The organism is Corynebacterium hylobatis (genome assembly GCF_003955685.1).
Lineage (GTDB): Bacteria > Actinomycetota > Actinomycetes > Mycobacteriales > Mycobacteriaceae > Corynebacterium > Corynebacterium hylobatis.
Genome location: NZ_RXHJ01000002.1, coordinates 26,211 through 42,200, shown reverse-complemented (window position 1 = coordinate 42,200; position 15,990 = coordinate 26,211). Strand labels below are relative to the sequence as shown.

Genomic DNA, 15,990 nt, shown 5'->3' with positions numbered 1-15,990 from the left:
GCCCGAGGTGACATAGGGCGGGCGATCGTGTCCATCCTGAATGCCCCTAGAGGACCCATCCCCATGTCACAGCTGCCCATGACCCCCGCCCGCCGCGGCCTGGCCATCGCCGGAGCGGCCCTGGTCGCCGCCACCTGGCTCTGGCTGGTGCTCACCCGCCCCGCCGACTGGGATTCGGTCGGGGGATCCACCGAGGCCCTGATCACCCTCGCCGGTTATGTCGGCGGTGCCGTGCTCCTGCTGGCCGCGACCCTGCCCGCCCTGCCCGCACGCACCATCGCGGTGATTCCGGTGGCGCTGGTGCTCAACATCCTCATCGGCCAGATCGTCGGCTCGGTGGGTCTGCCCCTCTACCTGGATGCGGTGGGCACCGTGCTCGTCGCCGCCCTGGCGGGCCCGGTCGCCGGCCTGGCCACCGGCACGCTGAGCTCCGTGGTCTGGGGCCTGCTCAACCCGGCGGCCCTGCCCTTTGCGGCGGTGGCCGGGGCCACCGGTTGGCTGGCCGGCTGGCTCATCCGCGCCGGGGCCTTCCGGAAGATCTGGAGGCTGGTGGTCTCCGGGGTGGCGCTCGGTGTGATCTGCGGCGCGCTGGCCGCCCCGGTCGCCGCCTTCGTCTACGGCGGCACCGCCGGGGTGGGTACCGGCGCGGTGGTCTCGCTCTTCCGCGAACTGGGCAACTCCCTGCTGGCCTCGGTGACCTTCCAGTCCTTCATCTCTGATCCGCTGGACAAGCTCGTGGTCCTGGTTGTGGTCTACGCCGCGGTCAAGGCCCTGCCCGAGCGCACCCTGCGCTCCTTCCGGCCCGCGCCGGAACCTGCCGCGGAACCGACCCCGGCGCCGGTGGGCTGATGGGCAGCGCGCGGGTCACGGTCCACCCCTTCAGCGCTCTGGTGGCCGGGGCGAGTGCGTGGATCCTGGTCCTGGGGATCAACACCTGGCAGTTCTCCCTGGCCGTGACGGCCACGGCCTGGGCGCTGGGGACCTGGCACACGCGCAATGCCTCGGTGATCGCCACGACCGTGCTGCTCGCGGCACCGACGGGGCTGTCCATGCTGCTGGTCCACGCCCCCTACGGCACGCAGCGGTTGGCACCGCTGCTGACGCTGGACGGGCTGGGCACCGCCGGGACGCTCACCGCGCGTTTCACCGCTCTCATGGCCGCCTTCCTCACCGCCGCCGCCTGCATCCGGGTCACCGAGCTGGCCAAGGCCCTGCAGGTCAGTCCCCTGGGCGTGCGGCTGGCCTATGTCGTCACCGCCGCCCTGCAGCTGCTGCCCCAGGCCCGGCGCACCGTCACCCAGGTCCGCGACGCCAACCGCCTGGCCGGGCGCCGCATCCACGTAGGCACCGTCCTCCCGGCCGTGGTGGTGCCGGTGATGACGCACCTGCTCACGGCAAACGTGCAGAAATCCGCGGTCCTGGAGACCACCGGGCTGGACCTGCCCGGCCGGCGCACTCTCCTGCGGCCCGTCCCGGACAGCCGCACTCAGCAGGCCTTCCGGGTGCTGATGCCACTGCTCGCCGTGGTGGGGGTGCTCCTGTGAGGCCGCCCCTGCACGCCGGGGAGGTGGTGCAGGTGACCGGTGAATCCGGGCAGGGTCTGTCGCGTCTCGCCGAACAGCTGCACCGGGAACACCGGGACGTCGGCGTGGTCGGCCAGGACGCCGCCGCGCACATCAGCATGCTGCGCGCGACCGTCGCGGAGGAGGTGGCCTTCGGCCTGGAGCAGCGGGGTGTCGAACGGCCGGAGATGCAGCGCAGGGTGGAGCACATCCTGCACCTGCTGGGCCTGGCCGAGCTCGCCGAGGCAGATCCCGCGGAGCTGTCCGGCGGGCAGACCCGCCGTCTGGCCGTGGCCACCGTCGCGGTGCTCGAACCTGCCGTGCTGGTGCTCGACGGCCCTTTCGCCGGGCTGGACGAGGACTCCACCGACCGCCTGGTCACCCTGTGCACCTCCCTGCCGGACACGGCCGTGGTGGTGCTGGGTCACCAGGCCCACCCACAGCTGCCCGGCGAGGTTCACCCGCTTGTCGACGCCCCTCCCACCGACGCCCCGATCCAGCTGCCCGACCCCGTCAGCCCCGGTGCTGAACCGGTGCAGCTGGGCGAGGTGACCGGACACCGGGGCGGGCAGCGGCGCCGCTGGTGGCAGTTCCGCAGACCCACAGTCCGGGAATTCACCGTCGGACCCGTGGATCTCACCGTGGTCCCCGGTGGGGTGCTATGGCTGCACGGACCCAATGGCTCCGGCAAGACCACCCTGCTGCGCGCACTCGCCGGTCTCGACGGCGCGCCGGGCACCGGCGTGGGTGTTTCGCTGATGCTGCAGCGCGCCGCGGACCAGGTGGTGGACACGACCGTGCGGGGCTTCGTCGGCACGCAGGTGCCCGGCCTGGACCCGGAAACCCATCCCCTGGACCTGGGTGCCACGGATCTGCTGCTGGCCCAGTTCCGTGCCGTGGCCGGACTCGGCCGGCCCGTCATACTCGCCGATGAGCCCGACGTCGGCCTCGACCGGCGGGGCCGCCAGGAGATGCACCACCTCATCGCCGGGCAGTTGCGCGCCGGGACTGCGCTGGTGCTGACCTGCCACGACGCTGCTTTCATCGCGGAGGTCGCCCGGTATGCCCGGGTGCGGGAGTTTAAACTGGGGTGATGACCCGCCTCCACGGCCTTGATCTCGCCCGTGCACTCGCGCTCATCGGGATGATGGCCGCACACCTCGGACCCGGTTATCCCGTCACCGGCGGCTACCCCTCCGTGCTCTTCGCCGTGCTCGCGGGCGTGTCCATGGGCATCATCTCGGCCCGGGCACCCGGAGAGCTGCCTGACACCCGCTTCCGGCTCCTGCTGCGCGGGGTGATCCTGGTGGGGCTCGGGCTCATGCTGTCCCTGGCACAGACCGGGATCGTGGAGGTGCTCACCGCGATCGGACTGAGCTATGTGCTGCTCATCCCCGTGGTGGCCTGGTCGGCCCGCCGCCTGGCCATCCTGCTGGCGGTACTGGTGCTGACCGGACCCCTGCTCATCGCAGCCGATACGTACTACGTGATCAACTGGGGCGACCACGCCGTGGCGGACCTGCTCACCGGCACCTACCCGCTCCTGGCCTGGCTGGCCTACCTCACGGTGGGACTGCTCATCCACCGCCTGGTGGTCACCCGGGGGACAACCGCCCGGCAGGTGTGGCTGGCGGGCACCGGCCTGCTCCTGCTCGCTGCCGTACAGCTGATCATCGAACTCACCGACTTCCGGGTCGGCCCCGGGGACATCCTCAACCCGGTCGGCGCCTACCTGCAGGGCGAACCGCACACCGGTGGCCTGTTCGATGTCGTGGGTTCGGCCGGTGCGGCAATGATGGTCACCGGACTGTGTGTGCTGCTCTGCCGCGTGGAGGCGGTGGTGTGGGTCAGCTACCCGCTCCGGGCGCTGGGGTCGATGTCGCTGACCGTCTACGTCGCCCACCTGATCACCACCGGCTGGAGCCGGGACAACCTCATCAGCCTGGACACCGCCTACGACGGTCAGTTCCGCCCGCTGCCTGAGGGGGACTTCGGCTGGACCATGTACACGCCCCAGGAAACACTGGCGGTCGCACCCGTCACCATGGAGCCGACCTGGCTGTGGATGTTCGGTGCCCAGCTGGTGGTCCTGCTCCTCTTCGCCTCGCTGTGGCGCTGGCGCTTCCGCCGCGGCCCACTGGAGTGGGGCGTGCACCGGGTCATCGAGAACTCAGTCGAGAACTCGGTGGGGAGTTCTCCTAGAGCTGGGAACTGAAGCCCAGGTCGGTCAACTGGAGATCCTGTTCGATCTCCCTTTTCGCCGCCATGATGAGATCCAGCAGGGAGGCGCGGATCTGCCCGCTGAAACGGGCGGTCTGCGTGGACACGGTCAACGCCCCGATGCCGCGCTGTTCCCCGTCGTGGAGGACCACTCCCACAGCGGCCACCCCGCGCTCCGTCTCCTCGAAGTTGACCGCGAAACCGCGCTCCCGGATGGTGGCCAGCTGCTCCCGGAGGACAGCGAACTCCGCCTCATCCAGATAGTTGGTGTTCTCACCCAGCAGCGGATCCCGGTAGAGCTTCTCCAGCTCCCCATCGGACAGTTCCGCCAGCAGAGCTTTGCCACCCGAGGAAGCACGCGCGGGCATGACGATGCCGGTGCGGTCGTTGGTGGCGTGCTTTGTCGACGCCCGCGTCGTCTGCAGGAATCGGACGTTGCCACCGACCCGGATCATGAGGTTCGCCGATTCGTTGCTCCGCCGGGCGAGCACCTCCATGTGCGGTTCGCAGATCCGGCGGAACTCGCCGATCCAGGCGCGCCGGGCGGGACTGGCGTCCAGGGCACTGCCCGGATAGTAGACGTGGTCATCACCCTGGGTGGCGAATCCCCGGAAGACCAGGGTCTGCAGGAGACGGTGTGCACTGGAACGGGACACCCCCAGTTGGGCGGCGGCGTCTGTGACACGGAGACTTCCATAGTCCCTGATCACCTGCAGCAGCTGCAGCCCGCGGTCGAGGGATCCCACCGCCCCCTGGGGGCGTTCCGGCAGAGGTTTGTTGCGCATGGCGGAATCGTATTGAGTACTGGTACACAAAGGCAATACCTTCGTGGCATGGCTCACACAAAGAACGCAGACAAAGAAAACGCCCTTGTCGTAGGCGGCGGCATCGGCGGACTCGCCACCGCCCTGGCACTGTCCAAGGTAGGCTACGAGACCACCGTGGCCGAACAGGCGGAGGCCTTCGGTGAGGTCGGTGCCGGACTGCAGCTCGGCCCGAACGCCATCCGGATCCTGGACAGCTGGGGACTGCTGGACAAGGTCTCCCAGATCGGCTTCCATCCCGAGAACATCATCATGAAGGACGCTCTCACCGGCGAAGAGATCACCCGCATGCCCCTGGGTGAGGAGTTCCAGGAACGTTACGGCGCGCCCTACATCGTCATCCACCGCACCGACCTGCACGCCATCCTTCTCGACGCCTGCCGCGCGGCCGGCACCCGACTGCTCACCGACACCCGCATCGAGGAGGTCACCGAGGGGCCGGAGGGGGCCGTCGCACAGGCTGCGGACGGCCGCCGTTTCGAGGCGGACGTCGTCATCGGCGCCGACGGCCTGCACTCCAACCTCCGCAAGGAGTTCGTGGGCGACGAGGTCGTCGCCTCCGGATACGTTGCGTATCGCGGAACGATCCCGGCCGATGCCATCGAGGACGAGCAGGATCTCAACGACGTCGTCGTCTGGGCAGGCCCCGGCTGCCACCTCGTGCAGTACCGTCTGCGCGCAGGCGCGGTCCTCAACATCGTCGCCGTCTTCGAATCGCAGAAATTCCTGCGCGGCGAGGAGAACTTCGGTGACGTCGAGGAACTCGACGCCATCTTCGCCGACTGCCATCCCCGCGTCCGCCACTCGGTCGAGCACATCGGCCGCCAGCGCCGGTGGCCGCTCTTCGACCGCGAGCCGGCCGACTTCTGGGGCGAGGGACGCGTCGTCCTTCTCGGCGATGCCGCACACCCGATGCTCCAGTACCTGGCGCAGGGCTGCTGCCAGGCACTCGAGGATGCCAAGACCCTGGAGGTCCTGGCTGGCCGCCACAGCACCGGCTCCGCCACCCCGTGGCCCCAGGTGATCTCCGATTTCACCGAGATCCGTGTGCCCCGCACCGGAGAGGTCCAGACCCGCGCGCGTCTGTTCGGCGAGATCTGCCACGCCGACGGCGGCTCCCGTCTGATGCGCAACGAGCTGCTCAAGCGCGAGGACCTCAACCTCTTCAACTACGCCGACTGGATCTACCTCGACCGCATCCAGCCCCTCATCGACGAAGACACCAGGACCCACCAGGCCGCCTACGCCTGATCCCGACCCACCCCGCACCACCAGCACCACATCACCATTTCACGAAAGGCACACAATGAAGATCGCAGCAACGAAGGACAACCGGGCCCTGGTCATCGTGGCGGACCGCGCATATGACGTCACCGGCGCACTCCCGCTTCCCCCGGCCCGCCACGGCGGCCCCTGGCTGCCGCTGTTCGAGGAGGAGATGATCGACTCCTTCCTGGATTCCCTTCAGCTGGATCAGTTCGAGCAGGTCGACCTCGCCTCGACCCCGCTGGCTGCGCCGATCGCCCGACCGGGCAAGATCATCGCCGCCCCGGTCAACTACATCGACCACAAGATCGAGATGTCCGAGCAGAAGACCATCGCCGAGTACGGCGTCTTCCTCAAGGCGAACACCTCCGTGATCGGCGAGGGCGACACCGTGGAGATCCCCTACCACGACAAGCGCACCGACCAGGAGGGCGAGCTGGCCGTGGTCATCGGCCGCGGCGGCCGCCACATCTCCCGGGAGGACGCCCTCGACCACGTCTTCGGCTACACCGCCTCCCTGGACATGACCGTGCGTTCCACCGAGGACCGCTCCACGCGCAAGTCCTACGACACCTTCACCCCGATCGGCCCCTGGATCGTGCGCACCGACGAGCTGCCCGACGCCGGCAACCTGGCCCTCCAGAGCCACGTCGACGGCGAGCTGCGCCAGGACACCAACACCTCCGAGCTCATCTTCGACGTGCCCCAGCTGATCGCCTACGCCAGCTCCGTCATGACGCTGTGCCCGGGCGATGTCATCGTCACCGGCACCCCGGCGGGTGTCGGACCCATCAAGGACGGCTCCCCAGTCAGCGTGACCATCGAGGGCATCGGCACCCTCTCCGTCGTGGCCTCCGCCAGCAACGCCATCGCCTACGCCGACCGACCCGGCGCCCAGGTTCTCATCGAGACGACGAAGTAGGGACACCATGGACCTGAGAAACCGCATTGACACGGCCCCGATGTCCCGGGCCCAGCTCTGGATCATCGGCGTCTGCGTCGCCCTGAACATGTCGGACGGCTTCGACGTCCTGGCCATGGCCTTCAGCGCCAGCTCCATCAGCAACGAGTGGGACCTGTCCGGCGCCCAGCTGGGCCTGCTGCTCAGCGCCGCGCTCTTCGGCATGGCCGCCGGCTCGATCTTCGTCTCGCAGATCGCCGACATCGTCGGCCGCCGCGCCACCATCCTCTGGTGCACCGTCTTCATCGCCGTGGGCATGGGTCTGGCGGCGATGTCCACCAGCTACGAGATGCTGCTGATCCTGCGCATCCTCACCGGCGTGGCCATCGGTACCCTCCAGGCCTGCCTGAACGTGGTCGTCGCGGAGTACTCCTCTGCGAAGCGTCGACCCATCTCCCTCAGTCTCTACACTGCAGGCCAGCCCATCGGCGGCGTCCTCGGTGGTCTCGTGGCAGCCCTGCTGCTCAGCGAGTTCGGCTGGCGCGCCATCTTCCTGCTGGGCGCAGTGATCAACATCGCGCTCGTCCCCTTCATCCTGCGCTACGTGCCCGAGTCCATCGACTACCTTGTCACCCGCCGCCCCAACCACGCACTGGCGAAGATCAACAGCATCCTGGCCCGGATCGGGCAGTCCGCCATCCCGGAGCTGCCCACCGCCCGGACCGCCATCTCTGTCGCCGGCCGTTGGGGCCAGATCTTCACCGGTCGCTCCGGCCTGATCACCATCCTCATCAGCACCGCGTTCTTCATGCTCATGGCAGGCTTCTACTTCGCCAACTCCTGGACCCCACGCCTGATCGTGGTCAGCGGCTTCTCCGATGAGAACGGCGTGCTGGCCGGCACGATGTTCAGCCTCGGCGGCATCTTCGGTGCGGTCCTCTTCGGTCCCGTCGCCGCCCGCTTCACGGTCCAGCGGAGCCTCATCGTCGCCTTCCTGCTCGCCGGCGCAGGCTTCGTGGCCTTCGCCTCCAGCCTGTTCTCCCTGTCCACCGCGATCACGGCCGCAGCTTTTCTCGGCTTCATCACCAGCGCCTGCATGGCCGGACTGTTCGCCCTCGGCCCGCAGTTCTACGCCGCGGAGGTCCGGGCCGCCGCCGTCGGCTTCGTCATCGGCGCCGGCCGTATCGGTGCCATCCTCTCTCCGATCATCGTCGGCGCGCTTCTTGACGGCGGCTGGACCGCGGATTCCCTCTACTACCTCTTCCTCGTCCCGATGATCATCGCGGCCGGTGTCATCGTCCCCCTGGGCAACCGCCGGTTCACGGGAAAGGTTGAGACCACGACCACGACCACGGTCACCGAGCAGTCCGAGCCCGCCCAGCCCGTTGCCACCAAGGCCTAGCACCCCCAACAGCCACAAGGAGCACCTCCATGTCGAACCAGTCCACCGTGATCACCTCCGCGCCCAACCAGCCGGAACCGAGCCCGGAACTCGACGCCCTCTACGCCGACTTCGAGGCCAACTCGACGGCACCCCTGTGGACGCAGACGAGTGACCTCATGCCCGAGCACCCGAAGCCCTCGGCTGTGCCGCATGTGTGGGAGTGGGCGAAGCTGAAGAAGATCGCGCAGCGCTCCGGGGAACTGGTCCCGGTGGGCCGCGGCGGCGAACGCCGGGCCATCGGCCTCAAGAACCCGGGCCTGGCGCCCACGGCCTACGCCACCCCGACCCTGTGGGCTGCGATCCAGTGGCTGGGCCCCGGCGAAACCGCACCCGAGCACCGTCACTCCCAGAACGCCTTCCGCTTCGTCGTGGAGGGCGAGGGGGTGTGGACCGTGGTCAACGGGGACCCGGTGGCGATGCGCCGCGGAGACCTGCTGCTCACTCCGGGCTGGTGCTTCCACGGCCACCACAATGACACCGGCCACCCGATGGCCTGGATCGACGGCCTGGACGCCCCCTTCGTCCACGACATGGACTTCGGCTTCTTCGAGTACGGCTCCGAGCGGGTCACGGATGAGGCGACACCCGCGACCTCCCGGGCCGAGCGCATGTGGGCACACCCCGGCCTGACCCCGCTCTCGCACCAGGAGTCCACCGTGGCGACCCCGGTCGCGGCCTACCGCTGGGAGTACACCGACCAGGCTCTGACCGACCAGCTCGCCCTGGAGGACGAGGGCTACCCGGCCACCGTGGAACCCGGCCATGCCGCCATCAAGTACACCAACCCCACCAACGGCGGAGACGTCCTGCCGACGATCCGCTGTGAGTTCCACCGCCTGCGCCCGGAAACCCGCACCGCCCCGCGCCGGGAGGTCGGATCCTCGGTCTGGCAGGTCTTCGAGGGCACCGGTGAGGTGGAACTCGATGGCGAGGTCACCCGCCTGACCAAGGGCGATCTCTTCGTCGTCCCCTCCTGGACCTCTTGGTCGCTGCGTTCAGAGTCCCAGCTGGATCTGTTCCGCTTCTCGGATGCCCCGATCGTGGAACGCCTGCAGTTCCAGCGGGTCTACCTCCCGGAGACCGGGCACTACCTGCCGGGTAGCAGAGGCTGATCCAGTATGGCTGAGCGTCTGGATCGGGCGACCGATCCGCGGATCCGGGGGGATCTGCACCTGGCCCGCCGGGCCACCGCCAACTTCCTCCGTGTCCTCCACCAGATGCGGACGGGGGACTACCCGACAGTGACCATCCTGCCGGGTGTCAGCCGGGCGGAGGTGATCTCACTGCTGGGCCACCAGGCCCGGGAGTTCGCGGAACTGTGCGCCCGACTCCGTGGGGGAGAGGGGCCGGATGCGCAGCTGCGCACCGTTCCAGCAGAGGTCATCCGGTACGGGGCCACCCTGCCGCCGCAGGCGCTGCACAACCTCTTCCAGCATTCTGCGGTGCACCTGGACGTGGAATGGCGGGATCTGCCGGAACACCTGTGGTCCACTCCGGTCCACACGGAAAACCGCAGCGAGACCACACCGGCCCAGCTGCTGGGGGACCGTGCGGTGGATCTGTGGCGGGCGACAGTGCTCCTGGATCTCGGGGAGTCGGAGAGCTTCATTCCGGAGCAGCTGCGGGGCCGACGTGCCGGGGAGCTGGAGCGTCTGCTCCTGCGTTGAGAGGGAAACCGTCCGCCGAGTGCCACCGGGTGCGCCGGGAACCCTCCCTGCAAATGCTGTCAAGTCCCCAACACGTTAAATTTTGGGGAACATCTCTGTTCGCTCAATCTGCCCTCTGAACAGGCTTTTTGATTGATATGCATGCAAGCCTCAACCTTTCACATTCATCGGGGAAAGTGCGCATTCGTGAATTATGTGTTAAGCTTTTGACCTGGGTGTGGCCCGGTTCAGAGTTTTCGGTTATTAATGGTGGCTGTCGCAGACCTCGTTTCAGGTGCGGCGGCCCCTCTGAATTCTCCCGGCAGGACGTGCATTGTAGGTACGCCCCGAAGGCCACGTTGATGAGTAGATAACTTGATGAGGAAGTCGCCGCGTACAGCGCGGCTCGGCGCCCCTGGCATGCCTGCCAGTGGGCCCTTGCCCCGGAACGCGACGCATTAACCGTGGCCCGAGGGATCGGGTCGGAAAGGCATGCTTGACTAAGCGTATTGCAATCATTGGGGCAGGTCCGAGCGGAATGGCGCAGCTGCGCGCATTCGAGTCCGCAGCGAAGAAGGGCCACGAGATGCCCGAGATCGTCTGCTACGAGAAGCAGGATGACTGGGGTGGCCAGTGGAACTTCACCTGGCGCACCGGCACTGACCAGTACGGCGAGCCCGTGCACACCTCGATGTACCGCAATCTCTGGTCGAACGGCCCGAAGGAGGGCCTGGAGTTTGCGGAGTACACCTTCGATGAGCACTTCGGTCGCCCCGTCTCCTCCTACCCGCCGCGTGAGGCCCTCTGGGACTACATCGCCGGCCGCGCGGAGAAGTCCGACGTCAAGAAGTTCGTGAAGTTCGCCCACGCCGTGCGCTGGGTCGACTTCGACGAGAACACCAGGACCTTCACCGTGAACGTGGAGAACCTGCGCACCGGTGAGACCGAGGCCAATGAGTTCGACCACGTGATCGTGGCCTCCGGTCACTTCACCTTCCCGAACGTCCCGCACTTCGAGGGCATCGACACCTTCCCGGGTCAGATCGTCCACGCCCACGAGTTCCGTGGTGCCGAGGCCCTGGCCGACAAGGATGTCCTGCTCATCGGCGCGAGCTACTCCGCCGAGGACATCGGCACCCAGGCCTTCAAGATGGGTGCCCGCTCCGTGACCTTCTCCTACCGCAGCGCCCCGATGGGCTTCGACTGGCCGGAGGGCATGGAGGAGCAGCCGCTCGTCGAGAAGTTCGACGGCAACACCGCACACTTCTCCAACGGACTGCAGCGCAAGTTCGACGCCGTGGTCCTGTGCACCGGCTACATCCACCACTACCCGTTCCTCCCGGAGTCCCTGTCGCTGGATTCCCCGAACAACGTCTACCCGGACAACCTGTACCGCGGTGTCGTGTGGGAGAAGAACAACCAGATGTTCTACCTGGGTGCCCAGGACCAGTGGTTCACCTTCAACATGTTCGACGCCCAGGCCTGGTACGTCCGCGACGTCATCCTCGGTGAGCGCGAGCTGCCGAGCAAGGAGGAGCAGCGCAAGAGCATCGACGCGTGGCTGGAGCGCTTCGACAAGCTGGACTCCATGGAGGACCAGGTCGACTTCCAGGGTGCTTATGTCCGTGACCTGATCGAGCAGACCGACTACCCGATGTTCGACCTGGACACCGTGTGCGGCATCTTCAAGGAGTGGATCCAGTCCAAGCGCGATGACATCCTCAACTACCGCGACGTCACCTACACCTCGGTGATGACCGGTACCAGGGCTGCCCAGCACCACACCCCGTGGATGCTGGAGCTGGATGACTCGCTCGAGCGTTACCTCTCCACCCCGGAGCGCGACGACGCCCGCGACGTCTTCGAGGGCCGCGAGCCCGCCACCAAGCGCAACTAAGCCGCTTATCGACGCCTGCCTCCCGCCCGGCCCTTCATCAGGGTCCGAGCGGGAGGTTTCGTCGTTTTCAGCCGGAAACAAGTTCAGTAGTTTTGCGGTATCGGATGTGGGGCATCTCTCAATATGGTGATCAGTGTTCAGCAGGCAACCCTTCAAGGAAGGCACTTCACATGAGCACCAAGCGCAAGGTCGGATATCTCTGGGACACCCTGTACGGCTGGGTGGACACAGGCAGCGGCGGTTTCACGCCAGCTGATCCCGGGGCGGGTCTGCAGCCGATCGGACACCATGTCGCCCATGCCGACACCAAGCGTCGTTTTCATGAGGCAGTGCAGGTCTCCCCGCTGCGCGATGAGCTGACCGTCCTGCAGGCCGAGTACGCCACCAGGGAGGACATCCTCCGCGTGCACACCCCGGAGATGGTGGACTCGATCGAGTCCCAGTCGGAGACGGACAAGGGTGGTGACGCCGGCGACGGTGCGACCCCCTTCGGCAAGGGCGGATACGACATCGCCCGGCTGGCGGCAGGTGGCGTGAAACGCGCGGTCCGGGCGGTGCTGGAGGGTGAGGTCGACACGGCCTACGCCCTGGTAAACCCGCCCGGCCACCACGCCGAGCGGGCCCGCGGCATGGGCTTCTGCCTGTTCAACAACTGCTCTGTCGCCGCGGCCTACGCCCGCGAGGAACTGGGTATCAGTCGTGTGGCCATCGTCGACTGGGATGTCCACCACGGCAACGGAACCCAGGACATCTGGTGGGACAATCCGGAGGTACTCACCGTCTCCCTCCACCAGAACAAGTGCTACCCGCCGGAATCCGGCTTCCGCGAGCACAACGGCGAGGGTGCCGGTGAAGGTGCGGCGCTGAACATCCCGCTTCCGCCCGGCAGCGGCAACGCCGTCTACGAGGCGGCGATGCGGGATGTCGTGGTGCCGGCGCTGGAGAAGTTCCAGCCGGAGCTGATTATCGTGGCCAGCGGTTTCGATGCTTCCGTGATGGATCCACTGGCACGTCAGATGGTCACCCAGCAGGGCTTCAAGAACATGACGGAGCTGATCCTCGAGGCCGCCGATGAGATCTGCGACGGCAGGATCGTCTTCGCACAGGAAGGTGGCTACAGCCCCTATTACCTGCCCGTCTGCGGTCTCGGGGTGCTGGAGGTCCTCACCGGCGTGGAGACCGGTTTCGGGGATCCCTTCCAGGTCCTGTTCTCCACCCAGGGGGTCGACGACTACTTCGACCACCAGAAGCATGAGGTGGCGGAAGCCGCCAAACTGGTGGACAAGGTCCCGGCGGCTGACCGGGTGTCCGTCAGCTAGACGGCACCGCTGTCGGGTAGGCGCCCCCGCGCGATCTGGCGCAGGGGCGCCCACCGGGGATGCGGCACATAGATGCCTGCCCCCAGGGCGATGACCACGGCCTCGAGCCGACTCTCCGCTCCCAGTTTCCGGCGTAGCGAGCCCACATGGGACTGGACGGTACGGACACTCAGGTGCAGGCGGGCCGCGATCTCCGCATCCGAGACGCCACAGCACAGGATGCTCAGGACCTGGACCTCCTGCCGGGAGAGGCCTGCCGTTTCCACTGCGGTGGCCACCCGCACCTCGGCGTGTCCGGGCTGCACGAGGCCCACGTAGACCAGTTGCGTGTCCAGCCACCAGAGGTGTTCCACGAAGGCAAGGGGGGACTTCTGGAACTCCCGCACATGCTCCTGGAATTCCTCATCCTGCTCGAGGGTCTCTTTGAGGGAGGCGTCCACCGTCACCGGCCAGTCAGGGGAGTCGCTCTCCGGCACCATGTCCACCAGGTGGCCGAGCAGCCCGGAGACCGCGAGTGCGGCCTTCCGGGGAGCGCCTTCAAAGGCACGTGGGGTGCGGCTGGAGAAATGCGCCATCCCGATCGGGCCGGAGTCAGTGTAGAGCTCCAGTGTCATGCCCTCGGCGTATCCTTCCGCCCCCAGATAATCGCGGAACAGTTCCGAGCGGGTGAACTCACCCCGGATCGTCGCGGTGGAGATCGTCGGCGGCAGGGGAGCGTCGGCGCTGGCCAGCTGGGTGAATCCTCCCGGGTATTTCACCGGGAACATGTGCGCCAGGGCCCAGGCGGCGTTGGAGGAGTATCCGGTGCGGAACACCTCCTGCGGCCGTTTGCCCTGCTGCAACCGGAGAAGCTGGGCCGCATCAAAGGGGATAAGTTCTCTCAACAGTGAAAACGAGGCTGCAAAATCACGGGGCATGACAGTCCTCCTCCAAGCGTCCAGGATAGTTCCTCCCGGGGGCGAACATGCCGGAAATTCCGGTGAACCTCCCGGTTTAGAACTCTTCGTCGAGGTACTCCACCAGCTTGATCGCGGAGAAGTAGTCCAGGCGGAAGAATTCCGGGGCCAGGCCGTAGACGCGGTCCTCGGCGACGGCGGTGTTCTCGGCCAGTGCCGGGTTGGTGCGGACGGTCTCCTCGGCCGGGGTGCCGCCGGCGGTGTTGAGCGCGAAGACCGTTTCACCTGCGAGTGCCGGGGCGATGTTCTCCGGGTTCACACCCTTGATGTCGCCACGGTCGGTGCCCTGGGCGGTGGTGCCCACGAGGTCCTCGGCGGGGACGAGGACATCGAAGCCGAGTTCCTCGAAGAGCTGGCCCTGGGCGGATTCGGTGGTGAAGAAGTTCATTCCGCCCTCACGTCCCAGCGAGATGATGTTCACCGGCTGCGGCGGCAGGGTGATGGACTCGGCCGCCTCGGTGACCTTGTCCTCGAAGCCAGCGATGAGCTCGGTGGCCTCCTCCTCGCGGCCGGTGGCCTCGCCGAGGTAGGTGGTCACCTCCTGCCAGCTCTGGTTGGAGTAGTCGATGACCAGAACCGGGACGACCTCGGCAAGCTGCTCGTAGACGGCGGTCGCCGAGTCCTGGCCGACGTTGGACATGACCACCAGGTCCGGGTCCTGCGCGAGGATGGCCTCGACGTTCGGCTCGATCTGGTACAGCGGCTCGACGTCGCGCTCCAGGGCAAGGTCCGCCCACTGGATGCCGAAGCCCTCCTCGTCGGTGAAGATCGGGGAGGAGCCCTGCCCACCGCCGGAGCCCACCACGGGGGCGTCGAGTGCGAGCAGGGAACCGGTGAGGGTGACGGAGGCGGAGACGATCCGCTCCGGTGCCGACTCGAGGGTGACCTCGGTGTCGTTGCCCTCGCCGTCGACCGTTTCGATGGTGCGGGGCCAGGCGGCGTCATCGGCTGCCGCGGTGCTCGTCGACTCGGTCGTGGTGGTGCTGGCATTGTCCCCGGACTCCGCGCAGGCGGTCAGGCCGCCGAGGGCGATGGCGGCGGCGCTGACCGCGGCCAGCGGACGGTGGAGGCGAGAAGAGGAGATGCGGGGGAGGTTCATGAGGGCTCCGGTGTTGGTCGGGAACGGTTGCGATAGGAGAGCCTAACCTAAGGAATGGGTGCGGCGAGGCTCAACGGGGGATGACCAGGGGACCGCCACTGACGGGATCCTCGCTGACCAGCGCTGATAGTCTGAAAGCTTTCGCCAGGTTCGCCTCCGTCAACACCTGTCCGGGGGTGCCCGTGGCGGCGATCCGGCCGTCCGGACCGACGATGATCAGGTGGTCGGAGAAACGCGCGGCCAGGTTGAGGTCGTGGAGCACCATGACGATGGTGCGCCCGGCCGTGGCCTGGAGTTCGGTGACCAGCTCCAGGACCTTGAGGCTGTGGGCGAGGTCGAGGTAGGTGGTGGGTTCGTCGAGAAGCACCGTCGCGGTGTCCTGGGCGAGCACCATGGCGATCCACACGCGCTGGCGTTGGCCACCGGAGAGCGTGCCGACGCCGCGGTCCACCAGCTCCTCCAGTCCCGCGGCGCGCACCGCCTCGTCTACGGCCTGCTCGTCGGCGGCCGACCAGCGCTGCAGCCAGGACTGGTGGGGGTGGCGTCCCCGGGCGATGAGCTGGCGTACCGTCAGCCCCTCCGGGGCGGTGGGGGTCTGTGGCAGCATGGTCAGCAGGCGGGCGCGTTCGCGGCGGGGATAGGTGTGGAGGGGGCGGGCGTCGAGAAGAATCTCCCCGCTGTGCTCGAGCAGCCCGCACATCGATTTGAGCAGGGTGGATTTCCCGCAGCCGTTCGGGCCGATGAGCGTGGTCACGGCACCGGCCGGGATGTCCAGGGTGACGTCGTGGATGACCTGGCGCGGGCCGTAGCCGACGGAGACGTCCCGCAGGGCGAGTTTGGCGGCAGACACGGTGGC

The 15,990-nt window shown here is 67.5% G+C and carries 15 protein-coding genes; 11 read left to right on the top strand and 4 right to left on the bottom strand.

The genetic code is table 11. The features are described 5' to 3' along the window. Window positions 1-63: 63 nt before the first annotated feature. The 4 genes from EAH68_RS01440 to EAH68_RS01425 are packed head-to-tail and all read left to right on the top strand — an operon-like array spanning window position 64 to window position 3,777. Window positions 64-849 carry an ECF transporter S component gene (locus EAH68_RS01440; RefSeq protein WP_126119546.1) on the top strand — a complete coding sequence of 262 codons (786 nt, stop codon included), beginning with the start codon at window positions 64-66 and terminating at the stop codon, window positions 847-849. Next, window positions 849-1,544: an energy-coupling factor transporter transmembrane component T family protein gene (locus tag EAH68_RS01435; protein WP_126119545.1), complete on the top strand. Its 696-nt coding sequence runs from the start codon at window positions 849-851 to the stop codon at window positions 1,542-1,544. The genes EAH68_RS01440 and EAH68_RS01435 overlap by 1 nt, the downstream gene beginning before the upstream one ends. Further along, window positions 1,541-2,656 carry an ATP-binding cassette domain-containing protein gene (locus tag EAH68_RS01430; protein ID WP_241228231.1) on the top strand — a complete coding sequence of 372 codons (1,116 nt, stop codon included), beginning with the start codon at window positions 1,541-1,543 and terminating at the stop codon, window positions 2,654-2,656. The genes EAH68_RS01435 and EAH68_RS01430 overlap by 4 nt, the downstream gene beginning before the upstream one ends. Beyond that, entirely contained in the window at window positions 2,656-3,777 is a 1,122-nt protein-coding gene (locus EAH68_RS01425; protein ID WP_126119544.1) for a DUF418 domain-containing protein, read from the top strand. The genes EAH68_RS01430 and EAH68_RS01425 overlap by 1 nt, the downstream gene beginning before the upstream one ends. Here EAH68_RS01425 and EAH68_RS01420 read toward each other — a convergent pair. Next, the gene (locus EAH68_RS01420; protein ID WP_126119543.1) at window positions 3,761-4,567 is read right to left on the bottom strand and encodes an IclR family transcriptional regulator; all 807 of its coding nucleotides are present in this window, start codon (window positions 4,565-4,567) and stop codon (window positions 3,761-3,763) included. The two genes, EAH68_RS01425 and EAH68_RS01420, sit on opposite strands and share 17 nt — an antisense overlap. A 48-nt stretch (window positions 4,568-4,615) precedes the next feature. Between EAH68_RS01420 and EAH68_RS01415 the strand changes: the two genes are divergently transcribed. The 7 genes from EAH68_RS01415 to EAH68_RS01385 all read left to right on the top strand — a co-directional run bounded on the left by EAH68_RS01415 (window position 4,616) and on the right by EAH68_RS01385 (window position 13,079). Then, complete coding sequence (locus EAH68_RS01415) at window positions 4,616-5,857, top strand: FAD-dependent monooxygenase (RefSeq protein WP_126119542.1); 1,242 nt, start codon at window positions 4,616-4,618, stop codon at window positions 5,855-5,857. Between the two features lie 55 nt (window positions 5,858-5,912). Continuing rightward, complete coding sequence (locus EAH68_RS01410) at window positions 5,913-6,794, top strand: fumarylacetoacetate hydrolase family protein (protein WP_126119541.1); 882 nt, start codon at window positions 5,913-5,915, stop codon at window positions 6,792-6,794. Window positions 6,795-6,801: 7 nt separating this feature from the next. After that, the gene (locus EAH68_RS01405; protein ID WP_126119540.1) at window positions 6,802-8,175 is read left to right on the top strand and encodes an MFS transporter; all 1,374 of its coding nucleotides are present in this window, start codon (window positions 6,802-6,804) and stop codon (window positions 8,173-8,175) included. A 29-nt stretch (window positions 8,176-8,204) separates the two neighbouring features. Continuing rightward, on the top strand, window positions 8,205-9,329 hold the full coding sequence (locus EAH68_RS01400; protein ID WP_126119539.1) for a cupin domain-containing protein: 1,125 nt from the start codon (window positions 8,205-8,207) through the stop codon (window positions 9,327-9,329). Between the two features lie 6 nt (window positions 9,330-9,335). Further along, complete coding sequence (locus tag EAH68_RS01395) at window positions 9,336-9,884, top strand: maleylpyruvate isomerase N-terminal domain-containing protein (protein WP_126119538.1); 549 nt, start codon at window positions 9,336-9,338, stop codon at window positions 9,882-9,884. A 517-nt stretch (window positions 9,885-10,401) separates the two neighbouring features. Continuing rightward, window positions 10,402-11,760, top strand: a complete 1,359-nt coding sequence (locus EAH68_RS01390) for a trimethylamine monooxygenase (RefSeq protein ID WP_126119537.1) — start codon at window positions 10,402-10,404, stop codon at window positions 11,758-11,760. A 170-nt stretch (window positions 11,761-11,930) separates the two neighbouring features. Continuing rightward, window positions 11,931-13,079, top strand: a complete 1,149-nt coding sequence (locus EAH68_RS01385; RefSeq protein ID WP_126119536.1) for a class II histone deacetylase — start codon at window positions 11,931-11,933, stop codon at window positions 13,077-13,079. Here EAH68_RS01385 and EAH68_RS01380 read toward each other — a convergent pair. From EAH68_RS01380 to EAH68_RS01370, 3 genes are all read right to left on the bottom strand, one after another. Then, entirely contained in the window at window positions 13,076-13,996 is a 921-nt protein-coding gene (locus EAH68_RS01380; RefSeq protein WP_126119535.1) for a response regulator transcription factor, read from the bottom strand. The two genes, EAH68_RS01385 and EAH68_RS01380, sit on opposite strands and share 4 nt — an antisense overlap. Window positions 13,997-14,072: 76 nt before the next feature. Beyond that, on the bottom strand, window positions 14,073-15,134 hold the full coding sequence (fepB, locus tag EAH68_RS01375; RefSeq protein ID WP_126119534.1) for a Fe2+-enterobactin ABC transporter substrate-binding protein: 1,062 nt from the start codon (window positions 15,132-15,134) through the stop codon (window positions 14,073-14,075). A gap of 70 nt (window positions 15,135-15,204) precedes the next feature. After that, complete coding sequence (locus EAH68_RS01370) at window positions 15,205-15,984, bottom strand: ABC transporter ATP-binding protein (protein WP_126119533.1); 780 nt, start codon at window positions 15,982-15,984, stop codon at window positions 15,205-15,207. Window positions 15,985-15,990 lie beyond the last annotated feature (6 nt).

Bases quoted from the DNA above. Each gene is read 5' to 3' on its own strand.
- EAH68_RS01400 (WP_126119539.1), top strand. From the start codon at position 8,205: ATGTCGAACCAGTCCACCGTGATCACCTCCGCGCCCAACCAGCCGGAA.
- EAH68_RS01390 (WP_126119537.1), top strand. From the start codon at position 10,402: ATGGCGCAGCTGCGCGCATTCGAGTCCGCAGCGAAGAAGGGCCACGAG.
- EAH68_RS01440 (WP_126119546.1), top strand. From the start codon at position 64: ATGTCACAGCTGCCCATGACCCCCGCCCGCCGCGGCCTGGCCATCGCC.
- EAH68_RS01435 (WP_126119545.1), top strand. From the start codon at position 849: ATGGGCAGCGCGCGGGTCACGGTCCACCCCTTCAGCGCTCTGGTGGCC.
- EAH68_RS01405 (WP_126119540.1), top strand. From the start codon at position 6,802: ATGGACCTGAGAAACCGCATTGACACGGCCCCGATGTCCCGGGCCCAG.
- EAH68_RS01420 (WP_126119543.1), bottom strand. From the start codon at position 4,567: ATGCGCAACAAACCTCTGCCGGAACGCCCCCAGGGGGCGGTGGGATCC.
- EAH68_RS01425 (WP_126119544.1), top strand. From the start codon at position 2,656: ATGACCCGCCTCCACGGCCTTGATCTCGCCCGTGCACTCGCGCTCATC.
- EAH68_RS01410 (WP_126119541.1), top strand. From the start codon at position 5,913: ATGAAGATCGCAGCAACGAAGGACAACCGGGCCCTGGTCATCGTGGCG.
- EAH68_RS01380 (WP_126119535.1), bottom strand. From the start codon at position 13,996: ATGCCCCGTGATTTTGCAGCCTCGTTTTCACTGTTGAGAGAACTTATC.
- EAH68_RS01415 (WP_126119542.1), top strand. From the start codon at position 4,616: ATGGCTCACACAAAGAACGCAGACAAAGAAAACGCCCTTGTCGTAGGC.
- EAH68_RS01395 (WP_126119538.1), top strand. From the start codon at position 9,336: ATGGCTGAGCGTCTGGATCGGGCGACCGATCCGCGGATCCGGGGGGAT.
- fepB (WP_126119534.1), bottom strand. From the start codon at position 15,134: ATGAACCTCCCCCGCATCTCCTCTTCTCGCCTCCACCGTCCGCTGGCC.
- EAH68_RS01385 (WP_126119536.1), top strand. From the start codon at position 11,931: ATGAGCACCAAGCGCAAGGTCGGATATCTCTGGGACACCCTGTACGGC.